Source organism: Pseudomonas sp. FW305-3-2-15-C-LB1, from assembly GCF_058787615.1.
This window is the reverse complement of the sequence record NZ_JBYSZX010000002.1, coordinates 115543-138477: the sequence shown is the minus strand read 5'-3', so window position 1 is coordinate 138477 and position 22935 is coordinate 115543. Positions and strand designations below refer to the sequence as shown.

19 protein-coding genes and 1 tRNA gene are annotated in these 22935 nt (G+C 61.9%); 12 read left to right on the top strand and 8 right to left on the bottom strand.

What is annotated here, in order from left to right; translation table 11 throughout:
- Positions 1 to 54 precede the first annotated feature (54 nt).
- Positions 55 to 2517, top strand: a complete 2463-nt coding sequence (locus AC3WP7_RS04495; RefSeq protein ID WP_102592326.1) for an EAL domain-containing protein — start codon at positions 55 to 57, stop codon at positions 2515 to 2517.
- A gap of 78 nt (positions 2518 to 2595) precedes the next feature.
- Complete coding sequence (locus AC3WP7_RS04490) at positions 2596 to 3363, top strand: iron-containing redox enzyme family protein (protein ID WP_219733315.1); 768 nt, start codon at positions 2596 to 2598, stop codon at positions 3361 to 3363.
- Positions 3364 to 3545: 182 nt separating this feature from the next.
- Here the strand turns inward: AC3WP7_RS04490 and AC3WP7_RS04485 are convergent, their stop codons facing one another.
- From AC3WP7_RS04485 to AC3WP7_RS04470, 4 genes are all read right to left on the bottom strand, one after another.
- Positions 3546 to 4472: a GGDEF domain-containing protein gene (locus AC3WP7_RS04485; protein ID WP_093529588.1), complete on the bottom strand. Its 927-nt coding sequence runs from the start codon at positions 4470 to 4472 to the stop codon at positions 3546 to 3548.
- Between the two features lie 307 nt (positions 4473 to 4779).
- Positions 4780 to 6054 (bottom strand): MFS transporter, encoded by a 1275-nt coding sequence (locus AC3WP7_RS04480; RefSeq protein WP_102592325.1) that lies wholly within the window; start codon positions 6052 to 6054, stop codon positions 4780 to 4782.
- A gap of 46 nt (positions 6055 to 6100) precedes the next feature.
- Positions 6101 to 7255 (bottom strand): acyl-CoA dehydrogenase family protein, encoded by a 1155-nt coding sequence (locus AC3WP7_RS04475; RefSeq protein WP_071490741.1) that lies wholly within the window; start codon positions 7253 to 7255, stop codon positions 6101 to 6103.
- A 69-nt stretch (positions 7256 to 7324) separates the two neighbouring features.
- Entirely contained in the window at positions 7325 to 8194 is an 870-nt protein-coding gene (locus tag AC3WP7_RS04470; RefSeq protein ID WP_102592324.1) for an IclR family transcriptional regulator, read from the bottom strand.
- 249 nt (positions 8195 to 8443) lie between these two features.
- Here AC3WP7_RS04470 and AC3WP7_RS04465 point away from each other — a divergent pair, with 249 nt between their 5' ends.
- Genes AC3WP7_RS04465 through AC3WP7_RS04455 form a run of 3 tightly spaced genes read left to right on the top strand, consistent with a single transcriptional unit; the run spans position 8444 to position 12020 of the window.
- A complete protein-coding gene (locus AC3WP7_RS04465; RefSeq protein WP_093529590.1) occupies positions 8444 to 9229 on the top strand; it encodes an enoyl-CoA hydratase in 786 nt (261 codons plus the stop codon).
- A 2-nt stretch (positions 9230 to 9231) separates the two neighbouring features.
- On the top strand, positions 9232 to 10761 hold the full coding sequence (locus tag AC3WP7_RS04460; protein WP_102592323.1) for a 3-hydroxyacyl-CoA dehydrogenase: 1530 nt from the start codon (positions 9232 to 9234) through the stop codon (positions 10759 to 10761).
- A gap of 26 nt (positions 10762 to 10787) precedes the next feature.
- Positions 10788 to 12020, top strand: a complete 1233-nt coding sequence (locus tag AC3WP7_RS04455; RefSeq protein WP_092243269.1) for a CaiB/BaiF CoA transferase family protein — start codon at positions 10788 to 10790, stop codon at positions 12018 to 12020.
- On the opposite strand, the gene lldD is transcribed toward AC3WP7_RS04455, so the two are convergent.
- The gene (gene lldD, locus AC3WP7_RS04450; protein WP_058424979.1) at positions 12017 to 13147 is read right to left on the bottom strand and encodes an FMN-dependent L-lactate dehydrogenase LldD; all 1131 of its coding nucleotides are present in this window, start codon (positions 13145 to 13147) and stop codon (positions 12017 to 12019) included. The two genes, AC3WP7_RS04455 and lldD, sit on opposite strands and share 4 nt — an antisense overlap.
- Positions 13148 to 13247: 100 nt before the next feature.
- Here lldD and AC3WP7_RS04445 point away from each other — a divergent pair, with 100 nt between their 5' ends.
- Complete coding sequence (locus AC3WP7_RS04445) at positions 13248 to 14144, top strand: LysR family transcriptional regulator (RefSeq protein ID WP_071490736.1); 897 nt, start codon at positions 13248 to 13250, stop codon at positions 14142 to 14144.
- Positions 14145 to 14204: 60 nt separating this feature from the next.
- Positions 14205 to 14280, top strand: a tRNA-Asn gene (locus AC3WP7_RS04440).
- Between the two features lie 186 nt (positions 14281 to 14466).
- On the opposite strand, the gene AC3WP7_RS04435 is transcribed toward AC3WP7_RS04440, so the two are convergent.
- Positions 14467 to 15414, bottom strand: coding sequence for a helix-turn-helix transcriptional regulator (locus tag AC3WP7_RS04435; protein WP_092243278.1), 948 nt, complete (start codon positions 15412 to 15414; stop codon positions 14467 to 14469).
- 173 nt (positions 15415 to 15587) lie between these two features.
- On the opposite strand from AC3WP7_RS04435, the gene AC3WP7_RS04430 reads away from it, so the two are divergent.
- The 3 genes from AC3WP7_RS04430 to AC3WP7_RS04420 are packed head-to-tail and all read left to right on the top strand — an operon-like array spanning position 15588 to position 18053.
- Positions 15588 to 16016, top strand: coding sequence for a hypothetical protein (locus AC3WP7_RS04430; protein ID WP_071492789.1), 429 nt, complete (start codon positions 15588 to 15590; stop codon positions 16014 to 16016).
- A 3-nt stretch (positions 16017 to 16019) separates the two neighbouring features.
- Positions 16020 to 17381: a M48 family metallopeptidase gene (locus AC3WP7_RS04425; protein ID WP_256579978.1), complete on the top strand. Its 1362-nt coding sequence runs from the start codon at positions 16020 to 16022 to the stop codon at positions 17379 to 17381.
- Positions 17382 to 17384: 3 nt separating this feature from the next.
- On the top strand, positions 17385 to 18053 hold the full coding sequence (locus AC3WP7_RS04420; RefSeq protein ID WP_256575441.1) for a hypothetical protein: 669 nt from the start codon (positions 17385 to 17387) through the stop codon (positions 18051 to 18053).
- A gap of 86 nt (positions 18054 to 18139) precedes the next feature.
- Here the strand turns inward: AC3WP7_RS04420 and AC3WP7_RS04415 are convergent, their stop codons facing one another.
- Both AC3WP7_RS04415 and AC3WP7_RS04410 read right to left on the bottom strand, forming a co-directional pair.
- Positions 18140 to 19426, bottom strand: coding sequence for a CitMHS family transporter (locus AC3WP7_RS04415; RefSeq protein ID WP_058424974.1), 1287 nt, complete (start codon positions 19424 to 19426; stop codon positions 18140 to 18142).
- Positions 19427 to 19534: 108 nt separating this feature from the next.
- On the bottom strand, positions 19535 to 20461 hold the full coding sequence (locus AC3WP7_RS04410; protein WP_102592322.1) for an SMP-30/gluconolactonase/LRE family protein: 927 nt from the start codon (positions 20459 to 20461) through the stop codon (positions 19535 to 19537).
- A 328-nt stretch (positions 20462 to 20789) separates the two neighbouring features.
- On the opposite strand from AC3WP7_RS04410, the gene AC3WP7_RS04405 reads away from it, so the two are divergent.
- Positions 20790 to 21731 (top strand): hydroxymethylglutaryl-CoA lyase, encoded by a 942-nt coding sequence (locus AC3WP7_RS04405; RefSeq protein ID WP_102592321.1) that lies wholly within the window; start codon positions 20790 to 20792, stop codon positions 21729 to 21731.
- On the top strand, positions 21728 to 22927 hold the full coding sequence (locus AC3WP7_RS04400) for a CaiB/BaiF CoA transferase family protein (RefSeq protein WP_071492793.1): 1200 nt from the start codon (positions 21728 to 21730) through the stop codon (positions 22925 to 22927). Before AC3WP7_RS04405 ends, AC3WP7_RS04400 begins: the two co-directional genes overlap by 4 nt.
- Positions 22928 to 22935: the final 8 nt, after the last annotated feature.

The following is a 22935-nucleotide window of genomic DNA, read 5'->3' as shown; positions in this document are numbered from 1 at the left end:
TATCGGAAGCGGTGTTTCGCGTGCGTATCCAGCAGTGCATGTGCAAGGGGCTTCATGAAGCAAAAGCGGACTCTCGGAACGCCACGGTTGTTGGGCATTGTCTGGCCCTTTATCGCCGTGGTGCTGTTCCAGGCATTGTTGGGTTGTGTCAGCCTCTACGTGCTCTCGGCGGTGCGCGGTTATGTGGCTGGCGAAAGCCTGTGGTCCAAGGGCCAGAAAGACGCGATCTACTACCTGACGCTGTATGCCGACAACCGCGACGAAACCACCTACCTCAAATACCAGCAGGCGATCGCCGTGCCCCAGGGCGGGCATGAACTGCGTGTCGCCCTGGACCGCTCCACCCCTGATCTTGCGGCCGCTCGGTCGGGTATCCTCAAGGGCGGCAACCACCCGGATGACGTCGCCAGTCTGATCTGGCTGTACCTCAACTTCCGCCATTTCAGCTACCTGGAAAAAGCCATCGAGCTTTGGACCGTGGGCGATGGCTACCTGGTGCAACTGGATGACCTGGCGCGCGAGATGCACGGTGCAATCACCCGTGACCAGGTCAGCGCCAACGATGTGCGCCAATGGAAGGCGCATATCATCGCCATCAACGAAGGTGTGACGCCCGCTGCCAAGGCGTTCAGCGATGCCTTGGGCGAAGGTTCGCGGATGATCCTGCGGCTGCTGGTGATCACCAACCTGGCCACGGCACTGGGCCTGATTGTGCTGGCGCTGTTGCGCACGCATAAACTGCTGGCCCAGCGCCATGCCTTTGCCGACGCTCTTCAGCAAGAGAAGGAGCGGGCGCAGATCACCCTGGAGTCGATTGGCGACGGGGTGATTACCACTGATGTCGATGGCGCCATCACCTACATGAACCCGGCGGCCGAGGCGCTGACCCACTGGAATTCTGCCCAGGCCCAGGGGCTGCCCCTGGCGGCGCTGTTCAATCTGCTGGATGACAATGCCCAGCCCGATGGCTTTACCCTGATCGAACATATCGTCAAGGGCCAGCTCGGCGGCGGCAGCGAGCATTCGAAAACCATCCAGCGCCTGGATGGCAGCACGGTCTCGGTGACCCTGGTGGGCGCGCCGATCCGCAGCGCCGGCAAGGTGACCGGGGCAGTGCTGGTGCTGCACGACATGACCCAGGAGCGTCAATACATCGCCAACCTGTCCTGGCAGGCGACCCATGACGCCCTGACCGGCCTGGCCAACCGCCGTGAGTTCGAGTACCGCCTGGAGCAGGTGCTCCACCCCATGGGGACGCAGCAGGGCGGGCGGCATGCGCTGATGTTCCTCGACCTGGACCAGTTCAAGTTGGTCAACGACACCTGTGGCCATGCGGCAGGCGACGAGTTGTTGCGGCATATCTGCGCGCTGTTGCAATCGGACCTGCGTGAAGGTGACACCCTGGCGCGCCTGGGCGGCGATGAATTCGGCATTCTGCTGGAGAACTGCCCGGCGGCCGCGGCTGAAAAAATCGCCGAGAGTCTGCGGCATACGGTGCAAAGCCTGCACTTCGTATGGAAGGGCCGGCCGTTCATGACCACCGTCAGCATCGGCCTGGTGCACCTTGGGCACACCCCGACGACCCTGGAAACCTCACTGCGCGCCGCCGACATGGCGTGCTACATGGCCAAGGAAAAGGGCCGCAACCGCGTGCAGGTCTACCACGCCGACGACTCGGAATTGTCCGTGCGCTTCGGCGAAATGGCCTGGGTGCAGCGCCTGCACATGGCCCTGGAAGAAAACCGGTTCTGCCTCTACGCCCAGGAAATCTCACCCCTGGGGCACACTGACGGTGGCGATGGGCACATCGAGATCCTGCTGCGCCTGCATGACGAGGCTGGCCGCATCATCCTTCCGGACAGCTTTATCCCAGCCGCCGAACGCTATGGCTTGATGACGTCCCTGGACCGCTGGGTAGTAGAAAATGTGTTCAAGATCATCAGCCGATGCCTGCAGGAGCGCCCGGGGCGTCCCATGGCGATGTGTGCGATCAACCTGTCAGGCATCACCATTGGCGATGATGACTTCCTCGGGTTTTTGCGTGAGAAGTTTCATACATACAATATTCCACCGGGCATGATCTGTTTTGAAATTACTGAAACCAGCGCAATTGCAAATTTGGGCAGTGCGATCCGATTTATCAATGAACTCAAAGCCTTGGGTTGTCATTTTTCGCTGGATGACTTTTGTGCCGGAATGTCCTCGTTCGCATATCTCAAACATTTACCTGTAGACTTCCTGAAGATCGATGGAAGTTTCGTAAAGGATATGCTGGACGACCCGATTAACCGCGCGATGGTCGAAGTGATCAACCACATCGGCCATGTCATGGGTAAGCGCACAATTGCAGAGTTTGTCGAGACACCGCACATCGAACAGGCGTTACTCGAAATTGGTGTGGATTACGCTCAGGGCTACCTGATTGAACGACCGCAATTGTTTACCTTTGATAGCTTGCAGTGTCGACCTGTGCGGCCGCAGCCTCTGTTATTCAAGGCGCCCGGCACATTCCGCTGAAAACTTTGCTGGTCTGTACAATCACACTTAAAAAGGAGCCTTACAGTGATCGACACATTCAACAGAACCGGCCCGCTTATGGAAGCCTCGAGTTACCCCGCCTGGGCTCAGAAACTGATCCTGGACTGTAGCGAGAGCAAGCGCCGAGTTGTCGAACACGAACTGTACCAGCGCATGCGCGACAACACGCTCAGCGCCAGGACCATGCGCCACTACCTGATCGGTGGCTGGCCGGTGGTGGAGCAGTTTGCCTTGTACATGGCACAGAACCTCACCAAGACCAAATTTGCCCGCCATCCTGGGGAGGACATGGCGCGGCGTTGGCTGATGCGCAATATTCGCGTGGAACTCAACCACGCCGATTACTGGGTCAATTGGGCCCGTGCCCACGGCGTGAGCCTGGACGAATTGCAAGCCCAGGACGTACCGCCGGAGTTGCATGCCCTCAGCCATTGGTGCTGGCACACCAGCTCGGCCGATTCGTTGATCGTGGCCATTGCCGCGACCAACTACGCGATTGAAGGCGCAACCGGCGAGTGGTCCGCCGTGGTGTGTTCCACCGGTGTCTACGCGGCGGCCTTCCCCGAGGAAGAACGCAAGCGTGCGATGAAGTGGTTGAAGATGCATGCCCAGTACGATGACGCCCACCCGTGGGAAGCGCTGGAAATCATCTGCACCCTGGCCGGGATGAACCCCACCAAGGCATTGCAGGCGGAACTGCGCCAAGCCGTGTGCAAGAGCTACGACTACATGTATTTGTTCCTGGAAAGCTGCATGCGTCTGGAGAAAGAAAAAGCCCCAGCGGTGATGCGTGAGCGCCAGGCGCGGGTTGCCAGCGAGGCTTGATGTAACCATTGTGGCGAGCGGGCTTGCCCCGCGTTGGGCCGCGAAGCGGCCCGCTTTTTATTCAAAAAGCATGGGACTGCTGCGCAGTCCAACGCGGGGCAAGCCCGCTCGCCACAACATGCCCGATTACCCCAACAAGCCTTATTGCCACAGTAAGCCAGTTCGCTACAGCTGAAGGGGGTTTACCCCGCCATCGCCAGGCGGTTGCGGCCTTCGCGCTTGGCCACGTACAACGCGCTGTCGGCCCGGCGCAGCAGGCTTTCGGCAGATTCGGCGGGCAGCAAGGTCGAGCAACCCAGGCTCACCGTCAATTCGATCCGCGTTCCGTCCGCCCAATAATCCTGGGCTTGTGTCGCCTGGCGCAGGCGTTCGCCGACCATCGCCGCCGCATCGCGACCGGTGTTGGACAGCAGGATCAGAAACTCTTCCCCGCCATAACGAAACACCATGTCCACGTTACGCAGCTGGCTCTTGATCGATGCTGCCACAGTGCGCAGCACGTTGTCGCCGGCGGCATGGCCGTGGGTGTCGTTGATGGTCTTGAAGTGGTCGATGTCCAGCATTAGCAAGGACAGCGGGTTCAGGTGGCGGCGCGCCATGTCGATTTCCCGTTGCAGGGTCTGGTCCATGGCGATGCGGTTGCCGGTCTCGGTCAGTGGGTCACGCAGCGCGCTGCGGGTGGCGGCGCGGTAGAGCAGGGCGTTGCGCATCGGGTAGAGCAGGGTCGCCAGCAGCGATTCAAGTTGGCCGAGTTCTTCTTCCGCCAGGCGCTGGTTGCGCCGGAAGATCAGCTCGCCCAAGTGCTCGCCTTCATGGCTCAGGCTGTAGCTCATCGAGTGATGGCCGCGATGGCCGAACTCCAGGCGCAGGTCGCTGGCCTGGTGACGGTAGTGCAGGGCGTCCAGGGGCACCAGGCGTTGGATCTCACGGAAGAACACCGCGAGAATGCGCTCCGGTTCCAGGCTGGTTTGCAGTTGCTGGCCCAGTTGCTGGCGAAGTTCGATAACGGTGGTGGGGCGGCGCGGCAGGAGGGCGGGTTGACCAAAGCCCAGGCGTTGCAATTTGGCACTGTCAAAGTCAATTGCATGGGTCTGGGTAGGTGTTTTCATAACCGTTCGGCCTCTAAGCACTCAGCTGTCTTACAGGCTCGATGAGAGTGGCGAATGCCAAGCGTCTTACTGTTCCTTCAGTTCCGTAAAACATGAATTACAGTCTAGACCGCTTTACTGTGGGTTATAACCCCTGGGCACTGCCGCACGTCTTGTCATCGCTTAACCTGCTTGGAGAGGGTTAGAGCGAGTTTCATGCCACATTCGTTCAATTAAATAAAAAGCCTTACAAATCAAGCGACTGTTTTTATCGCTAAAAACAGTCGCCGAAGGATGACGCCAGTTATTTGGCAAGCGGGCGCCGCGCTTACTGTTTTTGCGGATCGAACTGTTTATCGCGAATAAACAACGCCGGGATGACGCCGCAGATGAAGTACGCGCCGCCCATTACCAGGAACCCCATGCCGATGGAGCCATGGGACGCCAGGAAACCAATGGCTGCCGGTGCCACTGCCGCACCAATGCGCCCGATATTGTAGGCCCCGCCCACTGCCGAACCACGAAACTTCGCCTCGAAGCTTTCGGTCATGTAGGTGGCATTCACGCCATAGGGAATCCCGTACAGGAAACCGAACACCACCAGCATCCACAAGATGTTCTCCGGGCTCTGGAACAACACGATGACCGGCAAGAAGACCGCCGTGCCCAGGGCGCCAAACGCAAACACGGCGCGACGTCCCAGGCGGTCCGCCGCCAACCCCGCAAGGATCTTGCCGAAGATCATCGCGGCGTAGGTGCCGACCATATAGCTGGTCATCGACTTGAAGTTCATCCCCAGTTCGCTTTCCAGGTAGGACGGCATCCAGTTGTTCACACCGTAGTAGCCGAACTGCAGGAAGCCTGCGGTCAAGGCCCAGAGCAGGAACATGCGGCTGGCCTTGGGGTCGCTGAAGATCAGCTTGAACATGCCGTCGGGCTTTTTCTGCTGGGCTTGCCGGGTGCCATTGGCTTTCTCCTGCACGCGCTCGGCGCGTGCGGTCAGCCAGGCTTGAGGCTCTGGCACCAGGCGTTGCATCAGCACGGCGAGGATCACCGGGATGATCGCCACGTAGAACAACCAGCGCCAGCCGTGTTCGGGCAGGATCCAGCCTGCCAGCAGCGTGGCGACGATGTACCCCACCGACCAGCCAGCCTGCAGGGTGCCGAGCACGGTGGTGCGGTAGCGGGTCGGCACGTATTCGGCCATCAACGTGTTGCACGCCACATACAGCGCGCCCAGGCCGAGGGAGGCGAAAAACCGCGTGCTCGCGAACTGCCAATAGCTGTGGGTCATGCCCAGGATCGCCGTGCCCACGGAGAACAGCACGATGCTCCACACCACGGTTTTGACCCGGCCGAAGCGGTCACAGGCCCAGCCCCCGTAGATGCCACCAATGGCCATGCCGGCCAGGGTGAAACTGCCCAGGCTGCCGGCCTCGACGCTGGTCAGGCCGAACTCGGCCTTGAGGCTGCTGAGGCTGTAGGACAGCAACATCAGGTCTGCGCCATCGATCAACAGGCCGAGGAAGCAGAAGATAAAGACAATGATCCACAGTTTGCTTTTTGCAGGCGACAACGCGCCCGCCGATGCGGCGACTTCCATAGCGATACCTTGTTGTAGTTGTTAGGGCATTGGGTATGGGTGGTGCTCAGCGTTGCGCCGCGCGAATCATGTTGCGGGCAATCACCAATTGCTGGATCTGCGTGGTGCCTTCGTAGAGGCGGAACAGGCGCACATCTCGGTAGAAACGTTCAATGGCGTACTCGCTGATATAGCCGGCGCCGCCATGGATCTGCACACAGCGGTCAGCGACGCGACCGCACATCTCGGTGGCGAACATCTTCGAGCAAGAAGCTTCGGTGCCGATGTCCCGGCCTTCGTCACGCTTGCGGGCGGCGTCGAGCACCATGCAGCGCGCCGCATAGATTTCGGCCTTGCTGTCGGCGAGCATGGCCTGGATCAACTGGAACTCGGCAATCGGCTGGCCGAATTGCTTGCGTTCGATCGCATAGTTCAGCGCGTCACCCAGCATGCGCTCGGCGGCGCCCACGCTGACGGCGGCGATGTGCAGGCGGCCTTTGTCGAGGACCTTCATGGCGGTCTTGAAACCCACGCCTTCGACGCCACCGATCAACTGGCTGGCTGGCACGCGGACGTTGTCGAAGATCACGTCGCTGGTGTGCGCGCCGTGCTGGCCCATCTTGTGATCGCGCTTGCCCAGGGACAGGCCTGGCGTGTCACGTTCGATGATGAACGCGCTGATACCGCCCGAGCCGCGGATCGCCGGGTCGGTTCGCGCCATCACCGTGAAAATCCCGGCGTGGGGTGCGTTGGTGATAAAGCGCTTGGTGCCGTTGATCACGTAGTGGTCGCCATCGCGTACGGCGGTGGTTTTCAGCGAGGCGGCGTCGGAGCCGGAGTCGGGTTCGGTGAGGCAGAACGAGCTGAGCAGCGCGCCGCTGGCCAGCAGCGGCAGGTAATGTTCCTTCTGCGCGTCGGTGCCGTCGAGCAGGATGCCGATGGAGCCGATGCCATTGTTGGTGCCGAAGTACGAACGGAAGGCCGGGGAGGTGCGCCCCAGTTCAAAGGCGATGGTCACCTCTTCTTCCATGGTCAGGCCCAGGCCGCCGTAGGCTTCGGGAATGGTCAGGCCGAACAGGCCCATGTCCTGGAATTGGCTGATGATGTCCGCCGGGATTTCATCGGTTTCGGCGACTTCGTTTTCCCGTGGGATCAGCGCTTCATCGACGAACTGCGCAATGGCGTCCACCAGGATATGCAGGGTTTGTGCGTCTCGGATCATGTGCAGCCCTCAGCGGCCCGTTCGGCGGGCCTGTTATCGTCAATCTGCCGAGGCCATGCACCTGTCCAGCTAGCGGGTGGCGGCCTCGATATTGTTCACCATGTGCTTGAGGCGGGGGCCGATGTCGTCTTCGAGTTTCTCCCGGGAGAGGTGGAAACTCGGTCCGCCACAGTTGAACGCCAGCAAGCCGTGTTGTGCGTGTCGCAGCGGTACGGCGATGGCGTTGACATCGCGGTGCCACTCACCGATCGACATGCAATAGCCGAAATCGGTGTAGTCCCGGAAGGCGCGTTCCAGCCCCTTGCGGATGTTCGGCCAGTCCTCCAGATAGCGCTGGCGGACGTGGTCGAGAATGAACTCCCGCTCGTTTTCCGGCATCGCTGCCAGGCAGGCGCGGCCTGCTGAACTCAAGTGCAACGGCAACCGTGTACCGACCTGGCGGCGCATGGTCATGTTGGCTTCGCCCTGGACCACATCCAGGTACACCGCGTCGAGGCGGTCGCGGGTGGCCATCGCGACGGCCGCCTGGGCGTACTTGGCCATGGTCTCCATCAACGGGTGGGCCACGGCGCGGATTGACAGGTTCGACAACATGGCGTAACCGAAGGCCATCACGCCCACCTCCAACTGGTACCGGCCCGACTGCGGCAGGTGCCTGAGGTAACCCAAGCGGGTCAGGGTGTGGGTCATGCGGGTGATCGTCGGTTTCGGCAGCCCGGTCTTGCGCGCCAGTTCCTGGTTGCCCAGCACACTCTCGCTCGGCGTGAAACAGCGCAGCAGTTCCAGGCCACGGGCCAGGGCGGTGACGAACTGGCGGTCCTTGTCTTCCTCCTCATCGTTGTGCATCGGGTCAATCAACAAATGCTCGAAGGCGTTGTTGCCTGCTGGGACTTGGTTGTTGTCCGAGTCCGGGTTTCGACGGCGCATGTTAAGCCTCATTTTTTTATAAAATCAACAAAACAAAATAGTATTCCGCACAGCGAAACTAAGCAACTTTTTGCTTGGCGATTATTTGATGCGATAAACCCCGATAAAACAGCAGGTTAAAGACTGTATGTGCATGAGTTCGGGTTTTTACGTTTACACCTGTGGGGACGATACTTATGATTATCGATAAATACGGAATGTTATTTCGCATAGCGAAACAAGTGCAATCCAACTAACAAGAACAGTGCAGCAGGAGTCAATGTGACCAACGCTAACCCACCCGTGGTGACCCTCGATGTCCAGGACAATGGCGTGGCCGTGGTCCGTATCCATCGACCCGAAGTCAAGAACGCCCTGAATGCCAAGGTACGTGAGGCGCTCGCCGAGCACTTCCGCGCTTTGGCTCGCCGTCAGGATGTGCGCGCCATTGTGCTGACCGGGGGCGAACAGTTCTTCGTCGCTGGCGCGGATATCAAGGAGTTCGCCGCCGCCGGGGCGATCGATATGTACCGCCGCCACACCGAATATCTGTGGGAAGCCATCAGTCGCTGCCCCAAGCCGGTGATCGCGGCCGTCAATGGTTTTGCCCTGGGCGGTGGCTGTGAGCTGGCGATGCATTGCGACCTGATCGTGGCGGGTGAATCGGCGCGGTTTGCCCAGCCGGAGGTCAAGCTGGGCTTGATGCCGGGGGCGGGCGGCACCCAGCGGCTGGTGCGGGCGGTGGGTAAATTCCAGGCGATGCGCATTGCGCTCACCGGCTGCATGGTCAGCGCGAAGGAAGCCCTGGCCATGGGCATGCTCAGCGAGATGGTCAGCGACGATCAGACGCTGCCCCGCGCCCTGGAACTGGCCGCGCAGATCGCCGCGCTGCCGCCGTTGGCGGTGGAGCAGATCAAGGAAGTGATGCTGGCCGGTGCCGACCTGCCGCTGGAAAGCGCCCTGGTGCTGGAGCGCAAGGCGTTCCAATTGTTGTTCGACTCCAGGGACCAGAAGGAGGGCGCTGCGGCGTTCTTCGAAAAACGCACGCCGCAGTACCGGGGGGAATAAGCATGAGCGACGCTATCAACACGTTGGGCCTGGTGGGCACCGGTGTCATGGGCGAGGGCATTGCGCAAATCGCTGCTCAGGCCGGTGTTCGGGTATGCCTGTTCGATGCTCGCGACGGCGCTGCGCAAGCGGCCCGTGACAACCTCGGTGGTACGTTTGCGAAGTTGGTGGGCAAGGGCAAGATCAGCCAGGCGGCGATGGATGCAGCGTTGGCCAACTTGCAAGTGGTCGACCGCATTGAGGACCTGCGCGATTGCGACCTGGTGGTCGAAGCCATCGTGGAAAACCTCGACGCCAAACGCGGCCTGTTGCAACAGCTTGAAGGTATTGTCAGCCCCACGTGCATCCTGGCGACCAACACGTCTTCACTCTCCGTCACGGCCATCGCCACTGGTTGCCGGCACCCCGGGCGTGTGGCGGGCCTGCACTTCTTCAACCCGGTGCCGTTGATGCGCGTGGTGGAGGTGATCGATGGCCTGGCCACCGCGCCCAAGGTCGGTGAGGCATTGCTGGCCCTGGTTGCACGCACCGGCCATCGCGGCGTGCGCGCCAAGGACACGCCTGGTTTCATCGTCAACCACGCCGGCCGGGCCTACGGCACCGAAGCCCTGAAGATGCTGGAAGAAGGCATCGCCGAGCGCGGCGATATCGACCGTATCCTGCGCGACGGCGCCGGGTTTCGCATGGGGCCGCTGGAGCTGCTGGACCTCACCGGCCTGGACGTGTCGCACCCGGTGATGGAGTCGATCTACAACCAGTTCTACCAGGAGCCCCGCTACAAACCGTCGCCCCTGACCCGGCAGATGCTGGTGGGCGGCCGCCTGGGGCGCAAGACCGGGCACGGCTTCTATCAGTATGAACACGGCCAGCTCATCAACGGCCCGCAACCCCAGCCGGTGCCCACGGTGCAACCGCTGCCACCGGTGTGGATCGCCACGGAAAACAGTGAAGACTACGAGCGCTTGAGTGCCCTGGTGATCGACCTGGGCGCCCACCTGGAACACGCTGCGCAACCGTCGCCGCAGGCGTTATGCCTATTGGCGCCTTATGGCCGCGATGCCACCAGTGCGTGCGTGCACTTCGATACCGACCCGGCGCGCACGCTGTGCATCGATGTGCTGACGGACCTGTCGCGCCACCGCACGCTGATGCAAAACCCGCTGACGGCCCCGGCGATGCGCGATGCCGCTCACGCCTTGCTCGCAGCGGATGGTGTGGGCGTCACGGTGATCGGCGACAGCGTTGGTTTTGTGGCCCAACGCACCTTGGCGATGGTGGTCAACCTCGCCTGCGACATTGCCCAGCAGCGCATCGCCAGTGTCGAGGATATCGACCAGGCCGTGCAGCTCGGCCTGGGCTACCCCAGCGGCCCGCTGGCCTGGGGCGATGCCCTCGGGCCACGACGCCTGCTCACGATTTTGCAGCGCATGGGCGAGCTCACCCACGACCCGCGCTACCGCCCCAGCCCGTGGTTGCGGCGGCGGGCGCTGCTGGGGATTTCCCTGCGCCATGAAGCGCCGAAAGCCGGCTGATTTCCCAACCTCACAGGATAAGAACAATGGGTGCATTGACAGGTTTGCGGGTGCTGGATCTGAGCCGTGTGTTGGCCGGCCCCTGGTGTGGGCAAGTGTTGGCTGACCTTGGCGCGGAAGTGGTCAAGATCGAACGCCCGAAAAGCGGCGACGACACCCGTGCTTGGGGCCCGCCGTGGATGAAGACCGACACCGGTGAGTCGTCCGGCGAGGCGTCGTACTATCAGTCGACCAATCGCGGCAAGTTATCCGTGGCCATCGACATTGCCACTCCCGAAGGCCAGGAGTTGGTGCGGGCATTGGCGGCGAGTTCCGATGTGTTGATCGAGAACTATAAAGCAGGCTCCCTGGCCCGCTACGGCCTGGACTACGCAACCCTGGCCGAGCTCAACCCGCGCCTGGTGTATTGCTCCATCACCGGTTTCGGCCAGACCGGCCCGCGTGCCGAGGAGCCGGGCTACGACTTCATCATCCAGGGCATCGGCGGCCTGATGAGCATCACCGGCGAGCGCGATGACCTGCCCGGCGGCGGCCCGCAAAAAGTCGGCGTGGCGTTCTCCGACCTGATGACCGGCCTGTATTCCACCGTGGCGATCCAGGCCGCGCTGCTCAGCCGTGAGCGCACCGGCGTGGGCCAATACATTGATATGGCGTTGCTGGATGTGCAGGTCGCGACCTTGGCCAACCAAAGCATGAACTACCTGGCCTCGGGCAAGGTGCCGCAGCGTTATGGCAATGCCCACGCCAATATCGTGCCTTACCAGGTGTTCCGTGCCGCCGACCGCGACTTCATCATCGCCTGTGGCAACGACAGCCAGTTTGTCGCGCTGTGCCAGAGCATCGGCCTGGCGCATCTGCCGGACGACCCGCGCTTTCGCCGCAACGCCGACCGCGTGGCCCATCGCGAAGAGATAGTCGCGCTGCTTTCGGCGCACTTTCTGGGGCGCAGTGCCGATGAGTGGGTGGCGTGTATCCATGCCTCGAAGGTGCCGGTGGGGGCGATCAACTCCATCGCGCAATCCCTGGAAGAACCCCAGGTGATCGCGCGCAACCTGATGGTGAAGATCCCCCATCCGCAGAACCCGGAGTTCGCCATGGTCGGCAGCCCGATCAAAATGTCCGGCACCCCCGTGGAGTACCAGCGGCCGGCGCCGAGGCTGGGGCAGCACACCGACGACATCCTCGGCGAGCGGTTGGGCTTGTCACCGGAGCAACTGGCCCGACTCAAGGCCCGCGGGATCGTTGAACAGCAGGGTTAGACCAGGGTGGTGCGGTCGATCTGCGCGATGGACGTGACGCCAGTCAGGGTCATGGCCACGCGCATTTCCTTGGCAAAGATGTCCAGCAGGTTTTCCACGCCGTGCTGGCCATCGGCGGCCAGCGCGTAGGCGGTGGCGCGTCCCAGCAGGCACGCCTTGGCACCCAGGGCGAGCATGCGCACCACGTCCAGCCCGGAGCGGATGCCGGAATCCACCAATACGGTGAGGTCATCGCCCACTGCATCGGCAATCGGCGGCAAGGCTTTGGCGGTGGACAGCACGCCGTCCAATTGGCGGCCGCCGTGATTGGAGACCACGATGCCATCGGCGCCGAAACTCACCGCGTCCTTGGCGTCCTGGGGGTCGAGGATGCCTTTGATGATCATCGGGCCTTTCCAGAACTCGCGGATCCACTCCAGGTCTTTCCAGCTGATCGACGCGTCGAAATTGTTCGCCAGCCAGCCGATGTAGTCTTCCAGGTGGGTGGGTTTGCCCAGGTATTTGGAGATATTACCCAGGTCATGGGGACGCCCCATCAACCCCACATCGAAGGCCCATTGCGGCTTGGCGACGGCTTGCAGCATGCGTCGCTGTGCGGCGAACGGGCCGGACATGCCCGAATGGGCATCGCGATACCGTGCGCCGGGCGTGGGCATGTCCACGGTAAATACCAGCGTCGTCACACCGGCCGCTTGCGCGCGCTCCAGCGCGTTGCGCATGAAGCCGCGGTCCTTGAGCACATACAACTGGAACCAGATCGCTTGCGCGCTTTGCGACGCCACTTCTTCAATCGGGCACACCGACACCGTCGACAGGCAGAAGGGGATGCCCTTGTTCGCCGCCGCCTTGGCTGCCTGCACTTCACCGCGCCGCGCATACATGCCGGTCAGGCCGACCGGGCTGAGGATCACCGGCATGTCGAGTTCCTGGCCGAACACCGTGGTCTTCAGGCTCAGGTTGTCCACATTGCGCAGGATGCGCTGGCGCAGGCTGATCTCGGCCAGGTCCGAACTGTTCGCACGCATCGTGTGCTCGGCGTAGGCGCCGCCGTCGATGTAGTCGAACAGGAAGCGCGGCAGCTTGCGCTTGGCGGCTGCGCGGTAGTCGGAGGCGGACGAGATGATCATTTTTAGAGGCTCCACGGGCAAGGTGGCTTCAGGATAGGCAATTCTCTGGCATGATAAAAACAACTTTTATCGCTGGCAGCCAGTCGCCAAAGGAATACTGATGAACCTGAGAACATTGCGTGCCTTTGTTGAAGTGGTGCGCCAGGGCGGATTTTCCCAGGCTGCCGAGGTGGTGTCCTTGACTCAATCCAGCGTGAGCAAGGCGGTCAAGACCCTGGAAGACGAACTGGGCACGCCGCTGCTCAATCGCCTGGGCCATCGCAACGAACTCACGGCGGCCGGCGAAATTGCCTACCGCCGCGCCCTGGTACTGCTCGCCGAGCGCAATGACCTGGTGGCCGAGATCAACGACCTGTGTGGCCTCAAGCGCGGCGTACTGCGCATCGGCCTGCCGCCGGTGGGTTGCGGCGTGCTGTTCGCGACGATGTTCGCCACCTACCGCAGCCGTTACCCGGACATCGACATCGAACTGACCGAATACGGCAGCAAAAAACTGCGCGAGTGCCTGGAAGCGGGGGAGGTCGACCTGGCTGCGCTGCTGCTGCCGGTGGACGAAGACTTCGACTTCCAGCCCGTGCGCAACGAACCGTTGATGGCGGTGCTGCCCATCAGCCACCCGCTGGCCCGCCTTGAACGTATCGACTTCACCGACCTGGCCGATTCGCCGTTCATCCTGTTTGAAGCCGGCTTCGCCCTCAACGCCAAGATTCTCGCCGCCTGCGAGCGCAAAGGCGTCACCCCCAAGGTGACCGCCCGCAGCGGGCAGATCGACTTCATCATCGACCTGGTCGCCGCCGGCCTGGGCGTAGCCTTCGTGCCACGCATGCTGGCGCACAAACACCAACACCCCGGCATCGCCCTGATCCCCCTGGACGAACCCCACACCGACTGGCACATCGCCCTGGCCTGGCGCGCCAGCGCCCACCTGCCACCCGCCGCCCTGGCCTGGCTGGAACTGGCCAGGGAGCACGCCGTTTCAACCGGCCATCCGGTTTAATCACGCCAAGTGCCAGAGAAAGCTTGACTTCTCCTTTTCAATCAGTAACATACGGCGCATTCCGCGATAGCTCAGTTGGTAGAGCAAATGACTGTTAATCATTGGGTCCCTGGTTCGAGTCCAGGTCGTGGAGCCAGATAGCGACATAAAGAGAAGCCTGCAGAGATGCAGGCTTTTTTTTGCCTTGGATTTCTCTGAGGGTGATCAAAGCGCACAGCGTGACCCGCATGAAGCCGTCTCTGATCCTACGATTCAGAGGGAAGCCCCATGAAAGTCGCTGCAGTGGTTTCAACCAAAGACGGCAGGGGTGGCGTAGCGAACGTCATGATTCAGCCCCTGGCGGATGACCGAAATACGCCTTGTAGGCGTGGTTGAAGTTGGCAGGGTTGGCGTACCCCAGGCGGTGGGCAATCTGCGCCACGTGCCATTTGCGCTGGCGCAGCAGGGTGCGCGCCAGTTCCAGGCGCTGCTGGCGCACGTAATCGAGCATCGATTGGCCGTACACCCGGCTGAAGGCACGTCTGAGGGTGGTCTCACCCACGCCCAGTTCCCGTGCCAGCGCCAGCGTGCCGGGTGGTTTCATCAGGTTTGCGTCGAGCTTGAAGCGTGCTTCATGTGCCAGGTCCGAATGGCTGCGCAACGGGGCCGTGGGCTTGGCCGGTTGTGGCGCCAGGTGCGTGGCCAGCTCGACCAGCACGGCCAGGCTCAGGCTTTCCTGGTTCAGCCGTTCCAACGCCCCCTGGTAGGGCGAGTGATAAAGGCGCTCGAACAAACGCCCGACGGCGCGACAGCCGTGCAGTTCTGAAAAGTGCATGCCATCGTCGAGCAGCCTGGCCAGCGATTGCAGTGACGGGTCTTCTTCGGCCAATTGGCGCAGATAGTCGCCGCCGATGCGCAGCCCGGCCATGCGCGCACGGCTGCCGGCAGGCATCTGGTCCATGGCTTCCATGCTTTCGCTCAAGCCCAGCACATGAGGCGCGCCGGGGGTGTATTCATTTAGCCGACCGTCTACCCGATGCTGCCATTGCCCACCCAGTACCTGCACGATGCACACGCTGTCGGGCAGCACCTTGTGGATGCGTAACGGTTCGGGGAACTGCAGATCGCAGTCGAAATACTGCAGGTGCGGCCGCACCGTCTGCGCACGGTAATGGCCGATCGCGCTGCCCATGACCTGCTGCGCGCTGTCATCGAATACACCGGCCTGGTCCAGGGCCTCTGGGTGATCGAAGCAGAAGTGGGTGTCCAGATAGGGGTTGCGGCGGTCCATTGGCAAAAGCGTCCGTCAGAGCGGGTGGGCAGCGTTGCATGATATCGACATCGGGCAGCCCGATCAGTTGTTGTGAGTCACGGCCTTATTGTTGTGCGCCCCGGCCGCACCGCTTGGCAGGCGTCGGCGCGTTGATTTCAATGGTCGGCTTTGAACTGTCGAGGAAGCCGTAAATGTTGATATATCGCAAGTGGGCAGCGCTGCTGGGCCTGGTTCTGGCCGTGATCGCGGGGATCGCCCAGGCTGACAACCGCCCGGAAGTCGCGGAAAAAGTGCTGGCCTATGCCGGCGAAGGCGGCGTGAAAGTCTGGACCCTGCGCATCGGCGCGCGCAGTGACAATCAGGCGCTGGTGCAGGTAGAGGGCGTGGACCACGACTGGAACATGAAGATCCAGAAAATGGCCGTGGAAAAGACCGGCAAGGACACCCGCTATTCCACCACCGTGGACGGCCAGAAGTTCGTCGTGCTGGTGCTGCGTCAAGGCTGGGGCGAGCTGTACTTGCCCGGCGACGCTCAAGCGTTGAACGTTGGCTATGACGAGTTCCTGTCCAGCCAAGGCAATGCGCAGGCATTCCTGACCGATTATTTGCAGGCCAACTGAGCAGTGGGTCGATTCGCACGGTGGTCGTGGGCGCTGACGATACTGGTACTGCCGCTGGCCCTGATGGGGTGGGCCAGTCTGCAGAGCTGGCGCGCCGATGAAGTGCTGCGGGACGCGCAAAGTATCGACGGCGACTACGCCTGGCTGCGTGTGCGTCAGGCCCTGGCGGGGTTGGCGTACTGGCTGGCCATCGCCGCGTTGGTGGCCGGGCTCTCAACATGGCTCAAGATGCGGCTGGACGCATGGCGCGCGCGGCAATCCAAGGATTTTCTTTACGGCCGTCTGTTCCTCTGCTGGCGTGCTCTGGGCCACTGGTTGGTGGCCTACACCGGGCTGCTGGTCTGCGCGCTGGCGCTGTGCCTGCTGTATGAACTGAGCTGGGGCTGGAGCCACTTCAAGGCCGGCGGCTGGTTCATGCTGTTGGTGGCGGTGCCAGTGATTACCGTGCTCTGGACAGGCTGCCGGTTGATTGAGCGGTTGCGCCGGCAATGGCACGCCTTGGACCGGCCTTCCTCGGCGTTTCTGGGTCAAACCCTGGGGCGCGACAAGGCAGCGGCCTTATGGGCGTGGGTTGAGCAACTGGCCAATACGGCCGGCGCGCCGGTGCCCGACCATATCGTGGTGGGCATCGACCAGGCATTTTTCGTCACCAGCGTCGATGTCGCGCTGCAACCCGCCGGTGACGTGCTCAGCGGGCGCACCCTTTACTTGCCGCTGACCTACCTCTCGACCCTGAGCCAGGCCGAAGCGGCGTCGATCATCGGCCATGAGCTGGGCCATTTCAGCAGTCGCGACACCGAACGGGGCAGCGAGATCGGGGCGCATTTCAGCCTGATGTGCCTGCACTTTTCGTATATCAGCGCTGGGGATGCCGACCCGGCGTGGGTCGAGCGCCCGGCAATCTGGATGACGCAGCGTTTCCTGCACCACTTTCAACTGGCGGTGCACCACTGGGGCCGCGCCCAGGAATTGGTCGCAGATAGGGTGGGCGGCAACATCGGCGGTGAGCGCTTATTCTGCCAGGCACTGTTACGCGTTATCGCGCTCGACGGGGAGATCCACACGCTGCTCACCGAGCGCCACCCGAACCTGATCCAGGCCCTTACCGACCACCTGCTTCATACACCACTGCGCTTGGACAAGGCAGCGCTGGACCATGCCATCGCGCACCCGTTCGATACGCACCCGCCGACAGCACTGCGCATGCAGCAACTGGGCGTGCGACTGGATGACGACCTGCTGGCCCAGGCCACTCGCGTGCCTACCGAGCACGACCGCCACTGGTTCAGCCAACTCACCCATGCATCGTCCTCCGATGTCGGGCTGCCTGTATCACCGCCTATATCAATCGCTCAAGGAGAATGACCCATGACCCAACCCTCCGATCCGCTGTCGGATCTCGCCAGCACACTCAGTCAGGAATATGCCGACTCCCGCGAAGCTCAGCGCGAGCGTGCGATCGCCGAACTCGAGCAGGTCATCCATCGCGTGCCCGAGCAGACCGCATTCACCAATTCGCGCCGTTACAAGGTGCGCGGTCCGCTGTTTTTGCTGATTGCCCTGGGCTTGCTGGGCTTCGGGCTGCACCGAGGTTACAACGGCTTGGCCGTGTGTGCCGCGGTGATGGCAGTGGTGTTCGTACTGCTCACTTGGCAGCACCGCAACGCCGGGCAACATGCCTTTATGCGCCTGACCCGCCGCCAGTTGTTTGTGGACACCTTGAGTGCGCCGGTCGATCTCGTCGAAATTGCCGACGTCAGCGTCAGTGAGGAAGGCTGGCTGACGGTGCAGAAACTGATTTTGCGACCCGGTGCGCCCCTGCCTGTGCATCGCGCCACGCGACAGCTGTTCGGCAACCAGGCGCTGGCCCTGAACAAACCCCAGCCGCAGATCCTGATTCAATCCGCCGGCCTGATGCATGAGGGCCATACCCTGGATGACGACCAGATCGCAGACATCCTCAACGCCTATTGCCAAGCCGCCCAGGCCCAACAACATCTTGATGCGCTGCGCCAGGGCACGCAGCGCGATTCCTGAGCGGTTGTACGGTAGAGCCGGTTCAGGGTTGTTGAAATTGCCTCGCTGCATTGACATCCAGATCCGCAAATCAACCTGTTGAGCATTCAGTTTATGACCGTGATCGCGCCAGTTGCGATGGCCGCGATCAACATCACCAGCACGGTGCCGAAGGTCCACTTCAGCGAGACCCGCTGGTTATCGCCATAGTCAATGTCCAGCAGCCCGCACAGTAGGTAGGTGGAGGCCACCAGCGGGCTGAGCAGGTGCACTGGCTGGCCGATCAACGATGCGATGGCCATTTCGTGGGGGCCGATGCCGTAGTGGGCAGCGGTTTCGGCGAGGATGGGCAGCACTCCAAAATAGAACGCGTCGTTGGTCAGGACGTAGGTGAACGGCATGCTGAGCAGCGCGGTGATGACTGACATGCCGTGGCCAGCCTGCTCTGGCAGGATGGCGATCAGGTTATCGGAGATAGCCTTGATCATCCCGGTGCCGCCCATGATGCCGACGAAGATGCCCGCCGCAAAAATCAGCAGGGTCACGGCCAGCACGTTGTCGGCGTGCCGACCGATGACTTCCTTCTGCTGTTTGAGCGTCGGGTAGTTGATCAGGCAACCCAGGCCGAAGGCGACCATGAACAGGATCGGCAGCGGCATCAGGCTGAGCATCATCGAGCTGATGAGGGCGACCGTCAGGACCACATTGAACAGAAATTTCGGGTCGCTCAGGCGAACGTGTGCGTAGCCTTCGAGCACCTTGTCTTCGCTGACGCTGACAATACCCAAACGGCGGTATTCCATTCGACCTAGCCACCAGGCGGCAAAAATCACCCATACACCGCCAGCAATCATGATGGGAACCATCTGTAAAAACAGCTCGGTGATGTCGACGTGCATGGCACTGGCCGCTCGCGAAAACGGCCCGGCCCACGGCAGGATGTTCATCACCCCGATGGCCAGCAGTAACACGGTGGCCATGACCTGCAAACGAATGCCGGTCAGACGATACAGCGGCAAAAAAGCTGCTGTGGCGATGATGTACGTGGTTGCGCCGTCGCCGTCCAGGCCGACGCACAACCCCAGCACGGCGGTGCCGACAACGATCTTGCGCGGGTCGCCCTTGACCAGCCGCAACAGCACCTTGATCAGCGGGTTGAACAGACCGGCGTCGGTCATCATGCAGAAATACAGGATCGCGAAGGTCAACATGATGCCGGTGGGGGCGAGCATCTTCACGCCGTCGTACATCATGCCGCCCAGTTGCGTGGCGAAACCGCCGAGGCAACCGAAGAGGATCGGCACCAGCAGCAGCGCCACCAGCGGTGAAAGGCGCTTGCTCATGATCAGGTACATGAAGCAGACGATCATGGCGTAGCTCAGAAAGATCAACATGGGCATCCCTTTTATTGGTTTTGTAGGGGGCGAGCGCGGGACGGCTCGCGTTCTTCGGGCCGAACGAAGCCGGTGCAGCAGGCGCACAGGATTCAGCGTGTTGCGGGTTTAGTGGTGCGAGAACATCGGCTGGCCGCTATGGGGCAGGTCGGCGACCAGGATGGAACCGGTAGAAGAGTCGGTGATGAACAATTGCCGATTGCCCTCGCCACCGAACGCCAGGTTGGTCAGGGTGCGGCCTTGGGTGCACGAGCGGATGCGGTACAGCGGCACGGCGTGAGGGTCGAACACCCAGACGCAGCCGTTACCGGCATCGCACACATACAGATTGCCTTCGCTGTCCAGCGCCATGCCGTCGGCGCCACTGACGCCCCCGGCCATGGCGGTGAAAATGCCCGCCTTGCTGGTGCCGCCGTCGCGTTGGATCGGCAGGCGCCAGACAGCGTTGCCCCGGGTCATCGCCACGAAGAGCGCGTTCTGCGTGAGGTCCATGACAAGGCCATTGGGGCTCGGGCCGTTGTCGATCAGACGCGTGAGGGTCTGCTTTTCCAGATCATAGGCGTAGACGCGACCGGTCGGGTCCTGCTGGCCGGTCTGGCCCTGATCGGTGAAGTACAGCTTGCCGCCGGCATCGAAGAATAGGTCGTTGACACCCTTGAAGCCTTCGCTGCGACTGTGAGTGAGGAACGGCGTCACCGCGCCGGTGTGCGGAGCGAGCGTCAGGATCCCTTGCTTGTAATCGGCGATGAAAATCCGCCCGTCGCGGTGGATTTTCAAACCGTTGGGCCAGCCATCGTACTCGGCGATCAACGTCCAGTGGCCTTGAGGGTCGATGCGCAGGATGCGGCCGTAGGGAATGTCGGTGACGTACAGGTTGCCGTCCCGGTCGAAGGACGGCCCTTCGAGAAAGCTTTTGACCTTCTGCCCTGGTTTGTTGGCGCGTACCCAGTCGGAGTCGCCGTCTTTCCAGAATTCTTCGGGCAGCGTGGTGAACACGCGGGTCGACAAATCGCGAGGCGGGGCATACAGGCTCACAGGATCAGCTCCTACGGGGGCGAACGGAAAGCACCGATCTTGCTGGTGACGAGACCTTTTCGCCTTATTGTTTTTGTTCTATCTGACAGAACGTTGTGTTTGCAGATAGAACAAGGTTCGACTTTATTTTTTCAGCTGTCAACCCACCGGGATTGTCTGTTTTTCATTTCGCCATTCATCACCAGGCACTCCCAACGCTCTCGGGAGCGCCCTGGCGCATCGCTCGGGATGAGAGGCGTTGACAGTGGGATTTTGTCGGCTCATGATTATTTCAGAACAGTGTTCTGTCAGATAGAACTATTGCATTCCACCACCCGGAGACCCGGCGATGAACTCTAATAACAACCTGGACATCCTGATCAGCGAGGTCGGCCCCCGTGATGGCCTGCAAAGCATTAGCGCGACCATGCCCACTGCGCTCAAGCTTCAATGGCTGACGGCCCTGGCCGACGCTGGCTTGAAGGAGATCGAGGTCGGCTCGTTCGTGTCCCCCAGACTGCTGCCGCAAATGGCCGATGCCGCCGAGTTGGTGGCGCACATGCGTCAGCGTTCGGACGTGTTCGTTACCGCGCTGGTGCCGAACCTCAAGGGCGCCGAGGCAGCGTTCAACGCCGGCGTACAAAAGATTACCCTGCCCATTTCCGTCAGCGAGCCCCATTCACTGGCCAACATCCGCAAGACCCATCAACAGGTCTACGACGAAGTGCGTACGGTGATGGCCCTGCGCAACGAGCGCTTCCCGCACGTCGAGGTCGAGGCCGGGCTGTCGACGGTGTTCGGTTGCACGATTCAGGGCGAGGTGCCCGAGGACGATGTGCTGCGCATGGCCCTTACGATGGTCGAGCTGGGCGTCGATGAAGTCGGGCTCGCCGACACTGTGGGGTACGCCAATCCGGCGCAGGTGCGTCGCGTGTTCACCCGTCTGCGCAACGAGATCGGCAGCAAGGCCGGCAGCGCGCATTTTCACAATACCCGTGGGCAGGGCCTGGCCAATGTGGTCGTGGCGCTGGATGTTGGCGTCACCACCATCGATGCCTCTCAGGGCGGTATCGGCGGTTGCCCGTATGCGCCGGGGGCGTCGGGCAATATCGTGACCGAGGATCTGGTCTACCTGCTCGAGTCCATGGGCCTGCGCACCGGCGTGGACATCGACAAGCTGGTGGCCGCTCGCGCCTGGCTGAAACAGGGCCTGCCGGGAGAGCCGCTGTATGGCTTCATCCCTGACGCAGGCGTCGGCAAGAATTTCCATTACGCCGGAGGTGCGCGATGAGCCTGCTCAATCGGAACCTTCAGGCGCTGCCGCTGGCAGGCGTGCGCGTGGTCGAGTTCGTGCACATGGTCATGGGCCCGACCTGTGGGCTGGTGCTGGCGGACCTCGGCGCTGAAGTGATCAAGGTCGAGCCGACGCCCGAGGGTGACAACACGCGTCGCCTGACCGGCTCCGGCGCTGGCTACTGGATGACCTACAACCGCAACAAGAAAAGCTTCGCGGTCGACATCAAGACCGAGGAAGGCATGGCCGCGGTGCGCAAGCTGATCGAAAGCGCCGATGTGGTCACCGAGAACTTTCGTCCCGGCGCCATGGACAAGCTCGGCCTGGGCTACGAGCAGGTCAAGGCGATCAAGCCGGACATCATCTACAGCTCGATGAAAGGCTTTCTGCCGGGGCCGTATGAACATCGCACTGCGCTGGACGAGGTGGTGCAGATGATGACGGGCCTGGCCTACATGACGGGTCCCGAAGGCCGCCCGCTACGCGCCGGTGCCTCGGTCAATGACGTAATGGGCGGCATGTTCAGCGCCATCTCGATTCTGGCGGCGCTGTGGCAACGCAAAAACACCGGGGAAGGGCAGTTCGTGCAGACCGGGCTGTTCGAGAACTCAGCGTTTCTGGTGGGGCAACACATGATGCAGATGGCAACCACTGGCAAGCCTGCCGCGCCGATGCCCAGTCGTTTGTCAGCCTGGGCGATCTACGACGTGTTCAATACCCTGGGCGATGAGCAGGTGTTCATGGGCGTGGTGAGCGACAGCCAGTGGGTCAATTTCTGCCAGGGTTTTGGCTTTACAGAGCTGGGGCGCGACCCTGGACTGGCGAAAAACACCCAGCGCGTGCAGGCCCGGGCGAGGATTCTGCCGCAGGTCCGCGAGCGTCTGGCGCAAATGAGCAAGCAGGAGGTCATGGACCTGTGCGAGCAGACGGGCCTGCCGTTTTCGCCGATCCAGCGGCCGCAGGACCTGTTCGACGACCGGCACCTGAACGAGTCGGGTGGGCTGGCCCATCTGACGCTGGAGAATGGCGACGCGGTCAAGGTGCCAATGCTGCCGTTCGAGATGAATGGTCGTCGCTTCAATACCCGCCTCAATGTGCCGCAAATGGGCAGTCACTCTGCCGAGCTGCTCGAAGAAATGGGCTACGCGTCGGGTGACATCGAAGCGTTGCGCGGGCGTGGCATCGTTCGCTGAAACCGCTG

Coding starts and splice junctions, on each gene's coding strand:
- AC3WP7_RS04405 (WP_102592321.1), top strand. CDS start 20,790: ATGAACTCTAATAACAACCTGGACATCCTGATCAGCGAGGTCGGCCCC.
- AC3WP7_RS04485 (WP_093529588.1), bottom strand. CDS start 4,472: ATGAAAACACCTACCCAGACCCATGCAATTGACTTTGACAGTGCCAAA.
- AC3WP7_RS04420 (WP_256575441.1), top strand. CDS start 17,385: ATGACCCAACCCTCCGATCCGCTGTCGGATCTCGCCAGCACACTCAGT.
- AC3WP7_RS04415 (WP_058424974.1), bottom strand. CDS start 19,426: ATGTTGATCTTTCTGAGCTACGCCATGATCGTCTGCTTCATGTACCTG.
- AC3WP7_RS04435 (WP_092243278.1), bottom strand. CDS start 15,414: ATGGACCGCCGCAACCCCTATCTGGACACCCACTTCTGCTTCGATCAC.
- AC3WP7_RS04455 (WP_092243269.1), top strand. CDS start 10,788: ATGGGTGCATTGACAGGTTTGCGGGTGCTGGATCTGAGCCGTGTGTTG.
- AC3WP7_RS04400 (WP_071492793.1), top strand. CDS start 21,728: ATGAGCCTGCTCAATCGGAACCTTCAGGCGCTGCCGCTGGCAGGCGTG.
- AC3WP7_RS04470 (WP_102592324.1), bottom strand. CDS start 8,194: ATGAGGCTTAACATGCGCCGTCGAAACCCGGACTCGGACAACAACCAA.
- AC3WP7_RS04480 (WP_102592325.1), bottom strand. CDS start 6,054: ATGGAAGTCGCCGCATCGGCGGGCGCGTTGTCGCCTGCAAAAAGCAAA.
- lldD (WP_058424979.1), bottom strand. CDS start 13,147: ATGATCATCTCGTCCGCCTCCGACTACCGCGCAGCCGCCAAGCGCAAG.
- AC3WP7_RS04445 (WP_071490736.1), top strand. CDS start 13,248: ATGAACCTGAGAACATTGCGTGCCTTTGTTGAAGTGGTGCGCCAGGGC.
- AC3WP7_RS04495 (WP_102592326.1), top strand. CDS start 55: ATGAAGCAAAAGCGGACTCTCGGAACGCCACGGTTGTTGGGCATTGTC.
- AC3WP7_RS04490 (WP_219733315.1), top strand. CDS start 2,596: ATGGAAGCCTCGAGTTACCCCGCCTGGGCTCAGAAACTGATCCTGGAC.
- AC3WP7_RS04430 (WP_071492789.1), top strand. CDS start 15,588: ATGTTGATATATCGCAAGTGGGCAGCGCTGCTGGGCCTGGTTCTGGCC.
- AC3WP7_RS04460 (WP_102592323.1), top strand. CDS start 9,232: ATGAGCGACGCTATCAACACGTTGGGCCTGGTGGGCACCGGTGTCATG.
- AC3WP7_RS04475 (WP_071490741.1), bottom strand. CDS start 7,255: ATGATCCGAGACGCACAAACCCTGCATATCCTGGTGGACGCCATTGCG.